The 15,762-nt window shown below is 36.2% G+C and carries 18 protein-coding genes; 8 read left to right on the top strand and 10 right to left on the bottom strand.

Going from position 1 to position 15,762, the window contains the following annotated elements; translation table 11 throughout:
* Window positions 1-2: 2 nt before the first annotated feature.
* Window positions 3-341: a 30S ribosomal protein S6 gene (gene rpsF, locus RE431_RS05535; RefSeq protein WP_309560972.1), complete on the bottom strand. Its 339-nt coding sequence runs from the start codon at window positions 339-341 to the stop codon at window positions 3-5.
* A gap of 163 nt (window positions 342-504) precedes the next feature.
* On the opposite strand from rpsF, the gene RE431_RS05530 reads away from it, so the two are divergent.
* A complete protein-coding gene (locus RE431_RS05530; RefSeq protein WP_309560971.1) occupies window positions 505-1,215 on the top strand; it encodes a LytR/AlgR family response regulator transcription factor in 711 nt (236 codons plus the stop codon).
* 53 nt (window positions 1,216-1,268) lie between these two features.
* Here the strand turns inward: RE431_RS05530 and priA are convergent, their stop codons facing one another.
* The 5 genes from priA to nadC all read right to left on the bottom strand — a co-directional run bounded on the left by priA (window position 1,269) and on the right by nadC (window position 6,657).
* The gene (priA, locus tag RE431_RS05525) at window positions 1,269-3,722 is read right to left on the bottom strand and encodes a replication restart helicase PriA (RefSeq protein WP_309560970.1); all 2,454 of its coding nucleotides are present in this window, start codon (window positions 3,720-3,722) and stop codon (window positions 1,269-1,271) included.
* 139 nt (window positions 3,723-3,861) lie between these two features.
* On the bottom strand, window positions 3,862-4,284 hold the full coding sequence (locus RE431_RS05520) for a DUF2147 domain-containing protein (protein WP_309560969.1): 423 nt from the start codon (window positions 4,282-4,284) through the stop codon (window positions 3,862-3,864).
* A gap of 1 nt (window position 4,285) precedes the next feature.
* Complete coding sequence (locus RE431_RS05515) at window positions 4,286-4,846, bottom strand: chalcone isomerase family protein (protein WP_309560968.1); 561 nt, start codon at window positions 4,844-4,846, stop codon at window positions 4,286-4,288.
* Window positions 4,847-4,874: 28 nt separating this feature from the next.
* Window positions 4,875-5,798, bottom strand: coding sequence for a YihY/virulence factor BrkB family protein (locus RE431_RS05510; RefSeq protein ID WP_309560967.1), 924 nt, complete (start codon window positions 5,796-5,798; stop codon window positions 4,875-4,877).
* Between the two features lies 1 nt (window position 5,799).
* A complete protein-coding gene (gene nadC, locus RE431_RS05505) occupies window positions 5,800-6,657 on the bottom strand; it encodes a carboxylating nicotinate-nucleotide diphosphorylase (protein ID WP_309560966.1) in 858 nt (285 codons plus the stop codon).
* A 51-nt stretch (window positions 6,658-6,708) separates the two neighbouring features.
* Between nadC and rlmH the strand changes: the two genes are divergently transcribed.
* The 4 genes from rlmH (at window position 6,709) to RE431_RS05485 (ending at window position 10,591) form a co-directional block, all read left to right on the top strand.
* Window positions 6,709-7,182 carry a 23S rRNA (pseudouridine(1915)-N(3))-methyltransferase RlmH gene (gene rlmH / locus RE431_RS05500; protein WP_309560965.1) on the top strand — a complete coding sequence of 158 codons (474 nt, stop codon included), beginning with the start codon at window positions 6,709-6,711 and terminating at the stop codon, window positions 7,180-7,182.
* A 6-nt stretch (window positions 7,183-7,188) separates the two neighbouring features.
* Complete coding sequence (locus tag RE431_RS05495) at window positions 7,189-7,761, top strand: non-canonical purine NTP diphosphatase (protein ID WP_309560964.1); 573 nt, start codon at window positions 7,189-7,191, stop codon at window positions 7,759-7,761.
* A 211-nt stretch (window positions 7,762-7,972) separates the two neighbouring features.
* The gene (locus tag RE431_RS05490) at window positions 7,973-9,757 is read left to right on the top strand and encodes a DEAD/DEAH box helicase (RefSeq protein ID WP_309560963.1); all 1,785 of its coding nucleotides are present in this window, start codon (window positions 7,973-7,975) and stop codon (window positions 9,755-9,757) included.
* A gap of 81 nt (window positions 9,758-9,838) precedes the next feature.
* Window positions 9,839-10,591, top strand: coding sequence for a carboxypeptidase-like regulatory domain-containing protein (locus tag RE431_RS05485; RefSeq protein ID WP_309560962.1), 753 nt, complete (start codon window positions 9,839-9,841; stop codon window positions 10,589-10,591).
* Here RE431_RS05485 and RE431_RS05480 read toward each other — a convergent pair.
* Together RE431_RS05480 and RE431_RS05475 are read right to left on the bottom strand one after the other, a co-directional pair.
* Entirely contained in the window at window positions 10,588-11,118 is a 531-nt protein-coding gene (locus RE431_RS05480) for an SRPBCC family protein (RefSeq protein WP_309560961.1), read from the bottom strand. The genes RE431_RS05485 and RE431_RS05480 overlap by 4 nt on opposite strands.
* Window positions 11,119-11,154: 36 nt before the next feature.
* Window positions 11,155-11,808, bottom strand: a complete 654-nt coding sequence (locus RE431_RS05475) for a TrmH family RNA methyltransferase (RefSeq protein ID WP_309561331.1) — start codon at window positions 11,806-11,808, stop codon at window positions 11,155-11,157.
* A gap of 119 nt (window positions 11,809-11,927) precedes the next feature.
* On the opposite strand from RE431_RS05475, the gene RE431_RS05470 reads away from it, so the two are divergent.
* From RE431_RS05470 to purB, 3 genes are all read left to right on the top strand, one after another.
* Window positions 11,928-12,614: an SIR2 family NAD-dependent protein deacylase gene (locus RE431_RS05470; protein ID WP_309560960.1), complete on the top strand. Its 687-nt coding sequence runs from the start codon at window positions 11,928-11,930 to the stop codon at window positions 12,612-12,614.
* Window positions 12,611-13,150 (top strand): hypothetical protein, encoded by a 540-nt coding sequence (locus RE431_RS05465; protein ID WP_309560959.1) that lies wholly within the window; start codon window positions 12,611-12,613, stop codon window positions 13,148-13,150. The genes RE431_RS05470 and RE431_RS05465 overlap by 4 nt, the downstream gene beginning before the upstream one ends.
* 61 nt (window positions 13,151-13,211) lie before the next feature.
* Complete coding sequence (gene purB / locus RE431_RS05460; RefSeq protein ID WP_309560958.1) at window positions 13,212-14,549, top strand: adenylosuccinate lyase; 1,338 nt, start codon at window positions 13,212-13,214, stop codon at window positions 14,547-14,549.
* A 49-nt stretch (window positions 14,550-14,598) separates the two neighbouring features.
* Here purB and RE431_RS05455 read toward each other — a convergent pair whose 3' ends face one another.
* Window positions 14,599-15,228 carry a DUF4252 domain-containing protein gene (locus tag RE431_RS05455; RefSeq protein WP_309560957.1) on the bottom strand — a complete coding sequence of 210 codons (630 nt, stop codon included), beginning with the start codon at window positions 15,226-15,228 and terminating at the stop codon, window positions 14,599-14,601.
* Between the two features lie 3 nt (window positions 15,229-15,231).
* Complete coding sequence (locus RE431_RS05450) at window positions 15,232-15,759, bottom strand: DUF4252 domain-containing protein (RefSeq protein WP_309560956.1); 528 nt, start codon at window positions 15,757-15,759, stop codon at window positions 15,232-15,234.
* Window positions 15,760-15,762 lie beyond the last annotated feature (3 nt).

Raw genomic sequence — 15,762 nt, 5'->3', positions numbered from 1 at the left:
GATTACGCTTTTTCCTTGTTACGTTTTCTTCTTTTCTCAGCCCAAGCTACAGCATGCTTATCTAACTTTACAGTTAAATAACGCATCATACGCTCGTCTCTTCTGAATTCTAACTCTAATGGCTCAATTGCATCACCAGGAGCTTTAAATTCAAATAAGTGATAAAAACCACTTTTCTTGTGTTGGATTGCATAAGCCAGTTTTCTTAGGCCCCAATCTTCTTTAGCTACCATCTCAGCTCCTTTAGAAACAAGAAAATCTTCGTATTTCTTAACTGTCTCCTTTATCTGCTCATCAGATAAAACGGGATTCAAGATGAAAACAGTTTCATAATTGTTCATAAAAATTCACTTTAAATTAAATCGGGTGCAAAAATAGAATTAATATTCCTTATTTCAAAGGAAATTCAGAAGGATAAAATACTATTTTTGTCGACGAAATAATTATTAACCTTGTATTTCTTATTTTTAATGAGTAATATTGTTTCTACCTAACCTATAAACTGTGGAAGAAGTTTTACTTAAATGTGCTGTCGTAGATGACTCCAGCCTCCAAAGGCTATCTATCGTCAAGCTTATAAAAGACCATCCGAACCTTAAACTCGTAGCCGAATATAATAATGCTATTGAGACTAAGAATGGTTTATTGGACACAGAAACCGATCTTATCTTTCTTGATATAGAAATGCCAATTTTATCTGGATTTGAACTTTTAGATAATCTACCTAATAAACCACAAATTATATTCGTAACCGGTAAAACCAAATATGCATTTAAAGCATTTGACTATGATGCTGTAGACTACATTCATAAACCGGTAACTAAAGACAGATTTAATAACGCGGTAAATAAAGCAGTAAACCTTTATAAACTTAAACATCAAACTCCGGTTCCGGAAGATGATGATTTCATATTTGTAAAGAGTAATCTTAAGAATAGAAAGGTATTTCTTAGTAAGTTAAAATACATACAGGCATTAGGTGATTACGTCAAGTTCGTTACCGAAAAAGATAACTTTGTAGTATTAGCTACGATGAAGTCGTTTGAAAAACAACTACCTAGCGAACGTTTTCTAAGAACTCACAAATCCTATATAGTTAATCTCGAAAAGATCGAAAGATACAACAGTAAGAATATTGAGATCGATAAAGAAAAACTACCATTGAGTCGTCATAAGAAAGCGAATCTGGTAGAGGCTCTTAGCGCCATTCAATAAAAAACTAACAACTACCTATAATTATATTAAAGCCATTCTAAAGAGTGGCTTTTTTATTGGGGATCTACATTCACCACTACTTTCACAGAACGATAAGCACCTATAGCTCTAAAGCTGGTAAGTATGCGGTGTACCATTTTCTTTGTTTTCCCTAAAGACTGCTTTTGTGGTATTTTAATAAGAATATTTTTATAATATTCATTCCTGATCCTGGCCACTGGAGGAAATTCGGGTCCTAAAACGTATCGATCAAAAACATTCTCTAAAGCTCTTGCTAACCATTCTGCAGCTTCATTTGTTTTAGAATAATCTCTGCATTTTAGGGTTAACCGTATTAATCTGAAATAAGGAGGATATTGATATTGATATCTGTCTTCTAACTGTTCCTTATACATTTCTTCGTAATTCCCTGTGGAAACCTGCTGAATGATCTGGTGATGCGGATTATAAGTTTGAATTAGCACCTTGCCCCTTTTCTTCGTTCTACCAGACCTACCAGCTACTTGAAGCATTAATTGAAAACTTCGCTCGTGAGCTCTGAAATCAGGAAAATTTAAAAGATTATCTGCATTCATAATACCCACAAGGCTTACCTTTCTAAAGTCAAGTCCTTTGGTAAGCATTTGAGTACCTATAAGTATGTCGGTTTCATGATTTTCAAATGCCTGGATGATTTTTTCGTAACCATGCTTTCCCCTGGTAGTATCCTGGTCCATCCTTCCAATATTGTACTTAGGAAATAGCGCTTTTAATTCAGTTTCCACCTGCTCGGTTCCAAATCCTTTTGTTGAGATCTCATCGCTTCCGCAAGCCATACATTGTTGCTGCATCGCAATATGGTAACCACAATAGTGACAACGCAATTGATTGTTATGACTATGAAAAGTAAGACTTACATCACAATTAGGGCATTGAGGTGAATGCCCACAGGTATTGCATTCCAAAATAGGAGAAAAACCCCTTCTATTCTGAAAAAGGATCACCTGCTCTTCTTCCTTTAAACTAGCCTTAATTTCTTCTATCAACCTTTCAGAAAAATGACCGGTCATTTTTTTCTTACGATGAGCTGTTTTAATATCAACCACTTCCACTTCAGGCATCAAAACATTCCCAAATCTTCTATTTAATTCAACCAGCGAATATTTATTATGTTCAGCATTGAAATAAGATTCCAGCGAAGGAGTCGCAGATCCTAGTATAATATTAGCCTTGAACATATTAGCAAGAACCACTGCAGCATCCCGAGCATGGTATCTTGGGGCCGGGTCAAATTGTTTAAATGTAGATTCATGTTCTTCGTCTACCACGATCAATCCTAAATCCTGAAAAGGAAGAAAAATACAGGACCTCGCTCCTATAACGATCTTACCTTTTTCTGAATTATCCAGAACTTTTTTATAGATCTCAACACGTTCGTTGACAGAATATTTACTGTGATACACCAGGACTTTCTCCCCAAAATAGTTTTGAAGTCGTTTAATAAGCTGAGTGGTCAGTGCAATTTCAGGAAGCAAATAAAGAGCCTGTTTCCCTTTATTTAAAGCTTCTTCTATAAGCCTGATATATATTTCGGTCTTACCAGAAGAAGTCACTCCATGCAGCAAGCAAACCTGATCTTCTTCAAAATATTCTTTTATCTCATCAAATGCTTTTTGCTGAACTTTGTTAAGATTGATCTCATGCTGATTTATCTCACCTTCAAAAACAACCCTGTCAGTTTCCTGGTAAAATTCCTCAAAAATTTTCTTGTCAATTAATGCTTTTAGAACAGAACTACTTGCACCGGTTTCTTCCAGCAACTCTTTAACCTTCAAAGGTTTTTTTGATCTTGCTGTGATTGAAAAATAGGATAATAAAATTTCCCTTTGTTTGGGTGCCCTGTTTAGTTCATCTAGTAATCTATGCATTTCGGCCTCAGCTTCAAACGCCGGATTAAGACAAACATACCTAATCTCTTTCGGTTTGAACTGCTCATAGATCTCCTGATTTAGATCTACCAGATTTTTAGCGACCAATTTATTAATAACCGGCAACACCTTTTTACGATCCAGTAACTGCTCAATTTCCTGGATCTTCATGGAAGATTGCCTTTGCAAGGCTTCGATTACCAGGTATTCATCATCATTTAACTCGATAGATTCAATTTCTATTTCTTTGGATAGCTTTACCATGCTTTCACTTTCAAGCATGAATGCACCCGGTAGAGCGGCTCGCATTACGTCTCCTTCAGCACACAAATAATAACTAGCTATCCATTCCCAGAACTTTAATTGCTCTGTAGTTAATAAAGGTTTATCATCTAAGATCTGATGAATTGGTTTTGCCTCGTAAACTTCCGGTGGATTTTGATGAATAATCGCAACTATTCCAGTATAAATCCTATTCTTTCCAAACTGTACGGCCAATCGCATACCAGGTTGCACAAAATTTGCTTCTTCCTCTGTAAGACTGTAAGTAAAACGCTTCTCCAGCGGTAAGGGTAAGATCAGGTCAGCGAAATAAGACATTTAGTTTGGTTAATTTATAGAATAGAAAAAGCTGCTTTCCAAGTCAATCACTTTAAACTATCAGATTCAAAAATATTAAGAATCTTTAGTTTTTTAAAGTTCACTTAAACTTAAAAAGCAGCTTTCAGTAAATTTATTTCTATTCGGCTCTGCGCCAGGTTTTGGTTTTATAAAAAACAGAGATGTAACCTCTTATTCTTAAAACATCAGGATCATCTTCATCCAACCAGATCTTACATCTATATTCTTTCCCGGTTTTTGGGTCAACAATGGTTCCACCAACATATTCATCACCATCTTTTTCCAATCCTTTCATTAATTCCATTCCTTCTACAGGAACATTTTTTAATTCTCCTTCGCACTTGATACAAAGCCTGTCCCTATCTTCCTCCTTCATGATCCGGTCAACCTTTCCATAGATCTTATCTCCTTTTTCATAGATTTCGATAATAGAATTAACCTTACCTTCTTCATTTGTATTCTCCCATCGCCCTAAAACTTCCTGCGAATGAGCAATGTTGAAACAGCTAAAGGAAACTACCAGAATTAAAATAAATCTCATATTATTTACCTAGCATAGCCTCTTTAAGGTCATCATCTGCTGGTTTATTTGATAACCAGATTCCGAATAAAGCTTTTTTGAAATCCATACCTTCAATTGTACCTAACTCCTTATCATTCTTATAAGCAGTTACTCCGGTTCCAGGAATATAAACGATATCAAAAACATCATTTTTCTTAATCTCTGCAGAGAAGAAACCTTTGAATTTATCGATCTTAGAAGCTAGAGGCTTTGTATTTCCATTAGTAGAATTCTCAAATCCTTCGTTTACAGCTTCCACCATTTTATCGCTGGTGATCAATTTGGAAACGATATGTAATTTTATGCTCATCGCTTCATTTGCAGAAACGATTTCTGAAGCATTAGATGATTTTTTAGCAAGATAAAGTCCGCCGGCATAAAGATCTATCCAAAGTTTTTCTCTAACCCCTGCACCATTTAAGTTTAGGGTTTCACCTTGAAAAGATTCAGAATTTGGAAGATTCACTCCACCTACTTCAGTTTGAGCAGATACAACGCCTATACTCATAAAGGCAACAATAGCAACGATAAATGTTTTCATTATAAATTTGGTTTTAATTGGTTTAAAGTTATTTAAAATTTTTCTTCAGTTTTATTAAAGACGCATTAAGTTCAAATCCTAAAAGCAACATATTGGAATTCAACCATATATAGAACATTAAAATCAATAGTGCCCCGATGGAACCGTATAATTCATTATAATTTGAAAAATTAGTGATGTAAATACTGAACAAAACTGTTGTTATCATTATTAGTATCGTGGTAAACAAAGCACCAACTGAAAAGAATCTCGCCTGTCTGGCTTCCCTCGTTCCAAAATAATACAAAATAGCAACTGCGGTATATATCAATATTACAAAACCAATGTACTTAATTAGATCGGCACCAAAACCATCTGCGTTCACAATGCCCAGATCACTGAGATCATCTATCGCATAAGTTAGGTAAACCGCACCTATAACAGATATTAGCAACAACAGTGCCAATATGAGTGAAACACCCACAGCCACAGCATATTGCCGAGGAATAGATCGATTAGTCCTGGTATGATAGCTGAATTCAAATCCGGTAAATATCGCATTCACACCATTGGTCATTAAAAATATCGATAGCACGAAAGCTACAGAAAGTAATCCACCGCGAGGAGTACTGGCTATATCTTCAAAAATGTTCCCGAAAAAATCTGAGGTTTCTGGTGGCAGCAAAGTGTCCATGAATAAAAGAAACTCGATCTGAAAATCATCTATGAAAGTTATATACGGAATAAGGTTTAGCACAAAAAGTAAAAAAGGAAAGATCGCCATAAAGAAACTGAAAGCGATTGAACTGGCCCGGGTAGAAAAGGTCCCGCGAACAATACCTCCCCAATAAATTATCCATAGATTATAAAGCGACAAGCCTTCAAGCCCTGGTAGAATGATCTTCTTGGTCTTTCTTTTCCACCAATCAGAGAATTCCTCAAGTTTAGATTTGATCGCTTTTTTTGGGGCCATACTAAACGGCTTTTAAGCTCAGATCAAGATTATAGACAGAATGCGTTAAGGCTCCACTGGAAATATAGTCCACGCCACATTCCGCATAGCTTTTTGCCGTTTCAAGGGTAATTCCTCCGCTGGATTCAGTTAGGCATTTACCATCGATCAAATCAACAGCTTTACGGGTATCTTCAAAATTAAAATTATCGATCAAGATCCTGTAAATGCCATCAGATTTTAAAATCTCCCTAATCTCATTCATATCTCTTGCCTCTACAATAATTTTAAGGTCAAGATTCTTTTCCTTTAAATAAGCTTTGGTTTTATCTATAGCTTTGGTAATTCCTCCGGCAAAATCTATGTGATTATCTTTTAGCATAACCATATCATATAGGGCAAAACGATGATTCTCTCCTCCACCTATTTTAACTGCCCACTTCTCTAGAGCACGAATTCCCGGAGTAGTTTTTCTAGTATCAAGAATCTTTGTTTTGGTTCCCTCCAGTTTCTGAACAAATTCTGAAGTTTTTGTGGCGATAGCACTCATTCTCTGCATAGCATTCAGAACAAGTCTTTCGGCTTTCAAAATTGATTGGGAAGAACCTTCTACGTAAAAAGCAATATCTCCTCTTTTAATACTTTCACCGTCCTTTAGCTTAATATCGATTTTAAGATCTGGATCCACATAAAGGAAAACTCTTTTTGCAAATTCCACTCCTGCCAGTATTCCCTGGTCTTTCACAAGCAATTTTGCCTTGCCGGTGGCACTTTCAGGAATACAGGCCAGGGAACTGTGATCTCCATCGCCAACATCTTCCCTTATTGCATTTTTAATAATTAAATCAATTTCTTTTTCAAATTGTTCCGGTGAGATCATTTTCTCTGCTTATTTTTGTAAATGTAGTAAAGTCTGTACTAAATTCACGGGATGACGATAAAATTAGTCTGTATTGGAAAAACAGATAAAAGAGAACTGGAAAACCTAATCAAAGTGTATTCAGATAGATTACAACATTATATAAAATTTGAACTCGATATCATACCAGATCTCAAGAAAACAAAGAACCTGGACGAGAATCAGCAAAAATCGAAAGAGGGCGATTTGATCCTTCAGGGGGTTCAGAATTCAGATTTTCTGGTGATCCTGGATGAAAATGGTAAACAGTTTAGTTCAGAAGCATTTTCAGAATATATTCAGAAAAGAATGAACACAGGTTTAAAAAGACTGATCTTTGTAATTGGCGGCCCTTACGGTTTTTCTGAAGAAGTATATAAAAGAGCAGATTCGAAAATATCCCTTTCCAAAATGACATTTTCCCACCAGATGGTTAGATTATTTTTTACCGAACAATTATACAGAGCCTTTACCATTTTAAAGAACGAACCATATCACCATAGATAAATTACCATGAAATTAGTTTTTGCAACCCATAATCCGAATAAATTCATAGAGATCAAAAGTATGTTGCCATCTCATATAGAACTATTATCGCTTACAGATATAGGCTGTGAGGAGGATATTGAAGAAACGGGCGACACCATCGATGAAAATGCCATGATCAAAGCAGATTATGTTCGAAACCATTATGGCTACGATTGTTTTGCTGATGATACCGGGCTGGAAGTAGAATCGCTCGCAGGGGCTCCGGGAGTTTTCTCGGCCAGGTATGCTGGCGAAGAAAAGAATGATGAAGCAAATATTGAAAAACTGCTGGACCAGTTAAAGAAAAGGGATGACCGAAGTGCTCGTTTTAAAACCGTGATCGCCCTAAACCTTAAAGGCAATCAGAATCTATTCACAGGAATTTGCGAAGGAAAGATCCTGGAGAAAAAACAAGGGAATAGCGGATTTGGATATGATCCAGTTTTCCAACCAAAGAATCACTCTAAAAGCTTCGCTGAAATGGAGATGAACGAGAAAGCTGTAATAAGCCATAGAGGTATCGCTTTCAGAGAATTAGTAGATTATCTTAGCAAATAAAAATTTCAAAGAGCCAGAGAATTATTTAATTGCTGATTTTCAGATATTTAATAAAAATTCAAATTAATCGATAGTCCGAAATAAAAGCGTACATTTGCCGCTTGAAAAATTCCTCAGGGTGAGGATGTGTTACTGGAAGTTTAGGTTTAAGTATGTCGATTCGCTTCTTATGTAACACTTACATAAAATAATCGAATACTTATTTAAAAGAATGAACGCATTCCAAAAACTTGGACTTGACGCAGACTTGCTTAAGGCCATTGAAGACATAGGGTTTGAAACTCCAAGTGAAGTACAGGAAAAATCAATCCCTTTATTATTACAACAGGAAACAGATCTTGTTTCTCTAGCACAAACCGGAACAGGTAAAACTGCCGCTTTTGGTTTTCCACTTATCCAAAAAATAGATCCTAATTCAAAGAAAACTCAGGCTTTAATTTTATCGCCTACCAGAGAACTTTGTTTACAGATCACGAATGAGATCAAGAACTACTCTAAGTATAAAAAATCTTTAAATGTAGTTGCTGTTTATGGTGGAGCCAGTATTACAGACCAGGCAAGATCTATTGAAAGAGGAGCTCAGATCATTGTAGCAACACCAGGAAGAATGCAGGATATGATTAGAAGAAATCTTGCAAATATCTCTTCTATAGGTTACTGTGTGCTGGATGAGGCTGATGAAATGTTGAATATGGGATTCTATGAGGATATCAAAAGCATCCTTTCTCATACTCCAAAAGAAAAGAAAACCTGGTTGTTCTCTGCGACTATGCCTAAAGAGGTAGCAAAGATCGCTAAGAAATTTATGAAAGATCCAATAGAAATTACCGTTGGATCTAAGAACATGGGAACTTCTAATGTCTCTCATGAATATTACCTGGTAAATCACCGTAATCGTTACGATGCTTTAAAGAGGCTTGCAGATGCAAATCCTGATATTTTCTCAGTGATCTTCTGTAGAACAAAAAGAGATACTCAAAAGGTAGCTGAAAAGCTTATCGAAGATGGATACAATGCCGCAGCTTTACACGGAGATCTAAGTCAGAATCAGCGTGATTTGGTGATGAAGAGTTTTAGAACCCGCCAGATCCAGATGCTTGTTGCAACAGATGTAGCTGCTCGTGGTATTGATGTTGATGATATTACACACGTGATCAACTATCAGCTTCCAGACGAAATCGAAACCTATACGCACCGTAGTGGTAGAACTGGACGTGCTGGAAAAAGCGGGGTTTCTATGGTGATCATCTCTAAAAGTGAAGTTCGTAAAATTAGAACTATTGAGAAGATCATTCAGCAGAGCTTTGAGCAGAAAGAAATTCCTGATGGTAAGGAGATCTGTAAAACTCAGCTATTCCATTTAGCGAACGATATTAAGAAGACTGAGATCAACCATGAAATTGATCCTTATCTTCCAACAATTAACGAAGCACTTGAAGATTTCACAAAAGAAGAATTGATCAAAAAATTCTTCTCTGTAGAATTTACAAGATTCTTCAACTATTACCAGAAGGCTCCAGATCTTAGTTCAGAAACAGTTGGCGGAAGACCGGTAGTTTCAGAAGGAAATACCAGATATTTTATCAATGTTGGTTCTAAAGATGGTTTTGACTGGATGAGCCTTAAGGATTTCCTTAAAGAGCAATTAAATCTAGGAAGAGACGATGTCTTTAAAGTTGATGTAAAAGCGAGTTTTTCATTCTTCAATACAGATGAGCAACACACAGACCTTATTCTGAAGACTTTTAGCGAATTCAACCATAACGGAAGATTCGTAAATGTAGAAGTTACTAAAGACCAGAAATCTGACAGAGGTGGCCGAAAGAGAGAACGCGGTGGCGGAAAAAGAAACGGCAAAAGCTTCAATGACAATGGTAACGGAGGTAAATTCGGAAAAAGAAAAGGCTCTGATAGAAATAACAAGAAGGGTCCTAGAAAAGGAAGCCGAAATAAGAATATCGAAAACTCAGTTAAGAGAAGAAGGTCTAAAGCCTAATCAATAAAATTAATGCCAAACTTAATCTACAAGTTTGGCATTGTTTTTTATAAGGATTTTATATTTTTAGCCCTGATTGTTATGAAGAACGCTTTACTCCTATTTTTACTCCTTACTACAGGGATCATGTCTGCACAGGATATTGTTACAGGAACTGTAATGAATGCTGCAAACGATAAGCCAATTGAAAACGTTCATATTGTAAACCTGAACCAGGTAAAAGGCGCAGTAACCGGCGAAAATGGCGAGTTTGAACTTCAGGCTACAGTAAATGACACCTTATATTTTTCTTATCTTGGATTTAGATCTATTCGTGTTCGTGTCACTAATGACTGGCTGAAATACGGCAATGTAAAGGTTAAAATGACCGAGTTAGGCTTCGCCCTTGAGGAAGTTACGGTTAACTCTGTAAATCTTACCGGGTACCTGGAGATCGATGCTAAGAATATTCCTATTTACGACAATCGCAGGTATAGTATTTCTGGATTAAACAGTGCTTATGAAGGTGGCGATGGTTCTCCAAGTGCTGTTACAAAAGCTTTAAGATCACTTTCCAATCCTGCAGATCTCGTTTATAATATCTTCGGAACAAGGCCTAAGCAAATGCGTAAGCTAAGACAGATGAAGAAGGATGACAATATTCGTGAGTTACTTAGAAATAAATTCGACAGGGAAACTTTAATGGCCTTGCTCCAGGTAAATCGCGCTGAGATTGATGAAATTCTAAATAACTGTAATTATTCAGAAGATTTCATGAGAACGGCGAATGACCTTCAAATTCTGGATGCAATTAACAGCTGCTACGAAGAATATAAAGTTCTTCAGAAGAACTAGCGACTTTCAAGTAATTTTTTCAGATCCTTTAATCCCTGATCAAAATTATCACCCAGAGCTTTTTCTGGCGAATAGAAAATACTGATAATGGTTAACGGGAAAGCCAAATGACCCCTTGTTCCCCAAACCATTTTAGTCTTTTCAGATTCCAGTTCTTTTACTCCAACGTAAGTTAGAGCATTTACTTTCACAGGCTTAATAAAAAGGATTTTTGTTTCGTAAACTCTCCCCTGCTTCGCTTTAGTAATTCTCTGAATTCCTTCACCGGCCTTACCATTCCCTTTCCAGTAAAAACTAGCACCAACTTTACCATCATCGCCTTTATATTTCATGATCGCATTTGGGTCCCTTTGGAACCATGGATTCCATAATGGCTGATTTTTAAGCTGTCTTACAAAAGTAAAAACCTCCTCGCGAGGTTTATTAATAACTACCGTGCGGCTTATATCATAATCTTTTTTCACCCAGGCATGCAGAAAAGCGAAAAAGGTAATAAGCGCAATGATCAAATAAAAAAACAGGGTCATGTAATAGCTTTAAAGGCGATTAAAAGTTACAAATAATTACTGATTCTTATAGCGCTCTAGAATCTCTTCTGAATTTTTTACCGTTTTTTTAGTCCAATCCATCCTGATTCTATTCTTGTCATCTTCTGAAAATTGCCAGTTCACATCAGAATTTCTGAGCTTCGTGGTTAGGCTCTGCAGGATGATAGCCGCTGAAACTGAAATATTTAAACTTTCAGTGAACCCAACCATAGGTATTTTTATAGTGTCATCTGCCTCCTCAAGGATCTCTTCAGACAAACCATCTCTTTCTGTCCCAAAAAAAAGTGCAGCTGGTTGAGAAATATCGAAGTCTTCCAATAGAAATGACTCATCATGCGGACTCGTTGCGATAATTCGATAACCTTTTTCTCTCAAAGTCTTCACGCAATCTTTTGCAGAATTATATCTATTAATATCTACCCATTTCTGAGCCCCCATGGCAATTTCCTTATCAATCCTGCGAGGGATCTTTTCTTCGATCACGTGTATGTTCTGGATTCCAAAAACATCACAACTTCTTACTACTGCACTGGTATTGTGAAGTTGGTAAACATCCTGCGCTACCACTGTGATATGATCTGTACGTTGAGCTAATACTTTTTCAAAAAGTGCTTTCCTTCGTGGCGTGAGATAATCCTGAAGGTATTCTATGATTGCTTGTTCTTCCATTTCTGGTGTAAAATTAAAAATTCGAATAACATCCCTGAGAATTGAATAAAACATTTTTAAAATTTTCAACCTGTAAAGATTAAAAGCCTTAACTTTTTCAAAACGAATTCAGCATCCTTATGAAAAAAATATTGGTATTAACCGGAGCCGGAATTAGTGCTGAAAGCGGAATTAAAACTTTTAGAGATGCAGATGGCCTCTGGGAAGGTCATGATGTTATGGAAGTTGCATCCCCATTAGGCTGGGAAAACGATAAAGAGCTGGTTCTGGATTTTTATAATCAACGCCGAAAGCAATTATTACAGGTAAAACCTAATGCGGCACATTATGCGCTTGTAAAGCTTCAGGAAGCATATGAAGTTGAAATAGTTACTCAGAATATAGATGATCTGCATGAAAGAGCCGGAAGTAAAAATGTGACCCATCTTCACGGAGAACTTTTAAAAGCCAGAAGCACCTTTGATGAAGACCTGGTGATGGACTGGAAAAACGATATTAAAATCGGAGATTTTTGTGAGCATAATCACCAACTAAGACCACATGTTGTTTGGTTTGGTGAAGCTGTACCCATGTTTCAAAAAGCTGCTGAAATTGCCGAAACAGCAAATAAAGTGATTGTGATAGGAACCTCTATGCAAGTTTATCCAGCGGCTGGATTAGTGGATTTTGCACCGCATTATGCGCCGGTATATTTTATAGATCCAAAACCTAATATTTCAGAAAATAAGAATCTGGAGATCATTAGAAAAACTGCCGTAATCGGTGTACCTCAACTGGTGGAAAGGCTGTTAAAAGAGGAATTATGAAGCTTACAGGCATTCTAAAAAATATGGATGCTTCCCTTGCAAATAGAGAAAAAGTAGCTGATAAGATATTAGAAAACCCGGAATTATTTTCCGAAGTAGTACTTTTTATCAAAAGCAGCAATCCTGAATTAAGTTCAAAAACCTTACTGGCACTGGAGATTATTTCCAGAAATAACTTTGAGTTTATTCAACAGCTAATTCCTGAATTGATCGTATCGGGTAAAAAATTAAAAGACTCCTCTTCCAGAAGATGTCTTTCAAAAATTTACGGATTGGCTATAAATAAAGAGCAAGATCAATCCGGAAATTATACACTCTCCTCAAAATTGAAAAAAGATATTATTGAATTATCATTTCAATGGTTGATTTCTGATGAAAAGCCTGCGGTTAAAGTATTTTCCATGCAAAACTTGTTTGACCTAAGAAACGAACAGAAATGGATCACTGCCGAATTGAAGGCTATTCTTCAAAAAGATATTTTAGATTCTTCGGCAGGCTATAAATCACGAGCTACAAAGATTTTAAGGAAATTATAGATGCAGTTTTTTAGTACAATTTGAAGCGGTATCTTTACCCTTTTAATTTTAAAAACACAACATGACATCCCTTTCTGCAGTTTCACCTATCGATGGACGCTACAGGTCTAAAACGAAGCAATTATCAGCCTATTTCAGCGAAGAGGCGCTTATTAAATATAGAATTTTAGTAGAAGTAGAATATTTCATTGCACTTTACGAGGAAAAACTACCTCAACTACAGGACGTAGATACTGAAAACTTCAAGAAGCTAAGAGAGCTCTATGAAAATTTCACGGCTATCGATGCTCAGGCGGTAAAAAAGATCGAAAAGATCACTAATCACGACGTAAAAGCTGTAGAATATTTCTTGAAAGAAGAATTCGGAAAGTTAGGAATGGAAACTTCGAAAGAATTTATCCATTTTGGACTTACTTCTCAAGACATCAATAATACTGCAATTCCGCTAAGTCTTAAAGATGCGATTGAAGAAGTCTATATGCCATCATTGAATGAAATCGTTGAAAAACTTGAATCGCTTACTGAAGAATGGAAGGATATTCCGCTACTTGCCAGAACTCATGGGCAACCCGCTTCTCCTACAAGACTAGGAAAGGAAGTAAATGTATTTGTGGAAAGACTGAAGGAACAGATAAAACTCCTAAAACAGGTGCCACATGCTGCAAAATTTGGAGGAGCTACCGGGAATTATAACGCTCACAAAGTCGCTTTTCCAAACAATGACTGGAAAAAATTCGGAACTAATTTTGTTGAGAATAAATTAGGGTTGTATCACTCCTTCCCTACTACTCAAATTGAACATTACGATCATATCGCTGCATTATTTGATGCGCTAAAAAGGATCAACAATATTCTCCTGGATCTGGATAGAGATATCTGGACCTATGTTTCAATGGATTATTTCAAGCAGAAGATTAAAAAGGGAGAAATTGGGTCTTCAGCAATGCCGCATAAGGTAAATCCTATCGATTTTGAAAATAGTGAAGGTAATCTTGGAATAGCCAATGCACTTTTTGAGCATCTTTCTGCCAAATTACCGGTAAGTAGATTACAGAGAGATCTTACAGATAGTACAGTGCTAAGAAATATTGGTGTACCAATCGGGCATACGATCATCGCTTTTAAGTCTACATTAAAAGGCTTAAATAAGCTTTTGCTTAACGAAGAAAAGTTAAATCAAGATCTGGAAAATAACTGGGCTGTTGTAGCTGAAGCAATTCAGACGATACTTCGCAGAGAAGGATATAAAAATCCTTATGAAGCCTTGAAAGGTTTAACCAGAACTAATGAAAAAATCACTGAAAAAAGCATGTCTGAGTTTATAGACCAACTGGATGTTTCTGATAAGACCAAGGAAGAATTGCATAATATCACTCCTCAGAATTATACAGGGATATAAAATAAAAAAGCCCCGAATCCGGGGCTTTTTCTTTTCAACTAATTATAGACTACATTTCCGTAGCTTCATTTCCATCTATAGCATTTTCAATGCTATCTTCGATCTCGACCTTAGTTTCCATTTTTATTGAATCTTTATCTTCAGACGATTCTCCAAAGATCTTTCCAAGACCTTTAAGACCTTCTACATCAATATTATCTTTTTCCAGAGATTTCATCAATTGCATGATCTTCTGAGGATTCATATTTTCTCCTAAAACCCGTGCAACGCCAAGTCCCTGCTCGTCATCATAACCGTAGACGATCAATTCATCTATCGCATCTTCTTCTCCGGTAAAATAAAGTTCTGCCTTTCTGTTCCCTCCACCATACTTCATTAAAAGCTGATACTTCTCATCTTTAAAGATTTCAGATAACTTAACTTTTTCCTCTTCGAATTTCTCCGGATTTTCCTCTTTCTTTAGTGCAAGAACATTGATCTTTTTAATGCTTTCCAGCGTTGCCTTTTGTTCTGCTTCCAGGGATTCACTATTGGTGAACATACTAGTTGGGATGTCCAGAGCAAGAAAATCTGTATCCTCCTGGTTTTCTACGTAATATTTTTGCAATGACTGGTCATTATTACATGACATTAATAATGCTGCGAATGCTACCGTAAATAATAATTTAATTGATTTCATGGTTTAGGATTTTTTGTTGGCTTTCTTTAATTCTTCAGCTCCTGGAACTTTTAGATCTGAAGTTAGTTTTGATAATTGAGATAGATCTATTTCACCAGTAATACTTAGTATAACGGTCATTGGCTTATCACCTTCAGATCCTTCCAGATACATAAATAATTCTCTTACATAATTATCATTCTTACCTGGCAGTGAGTAGAACTTAATATTTTGACCATTATCATTCACACGCATCAACTCTTCCAATGATCCTTTTTGAAGGTAGGATTTCACATCTGTTGCCATTTGTGACATTACATTGGAATTAGAAGATTTATAAATCTGAATACGATCAAGGTTCTCTATAAGCTTCATATATTCTCTGGACTCAGGATCATTTTCACTAAGATCTACTTTTGCCAGCATTTTAAACATCTTACTGGTCATCACCATAGCATCTACATCTTTCATATCTTCGTACTTATCAAAGTTCTGCGACTGCAAAAACATAGGCGCAATAGCTAAAAGGAGGGTAATTATTACTCTATTCATGAT

It is taken from the genome of Christiangramia sediminicola (assembly GCF_031344135.1).
Lineage (GTDB): Bacteria > Bacteroidota > Bacteroidia > Flavobacteriales > Flavobacteriaceae > Christiangramia > Christiangramia sediminicola.
Note: the sequence above shows the minus strand (reverse complement) of the source record. Positions and strands in the feature narration are given on the sequence as shown.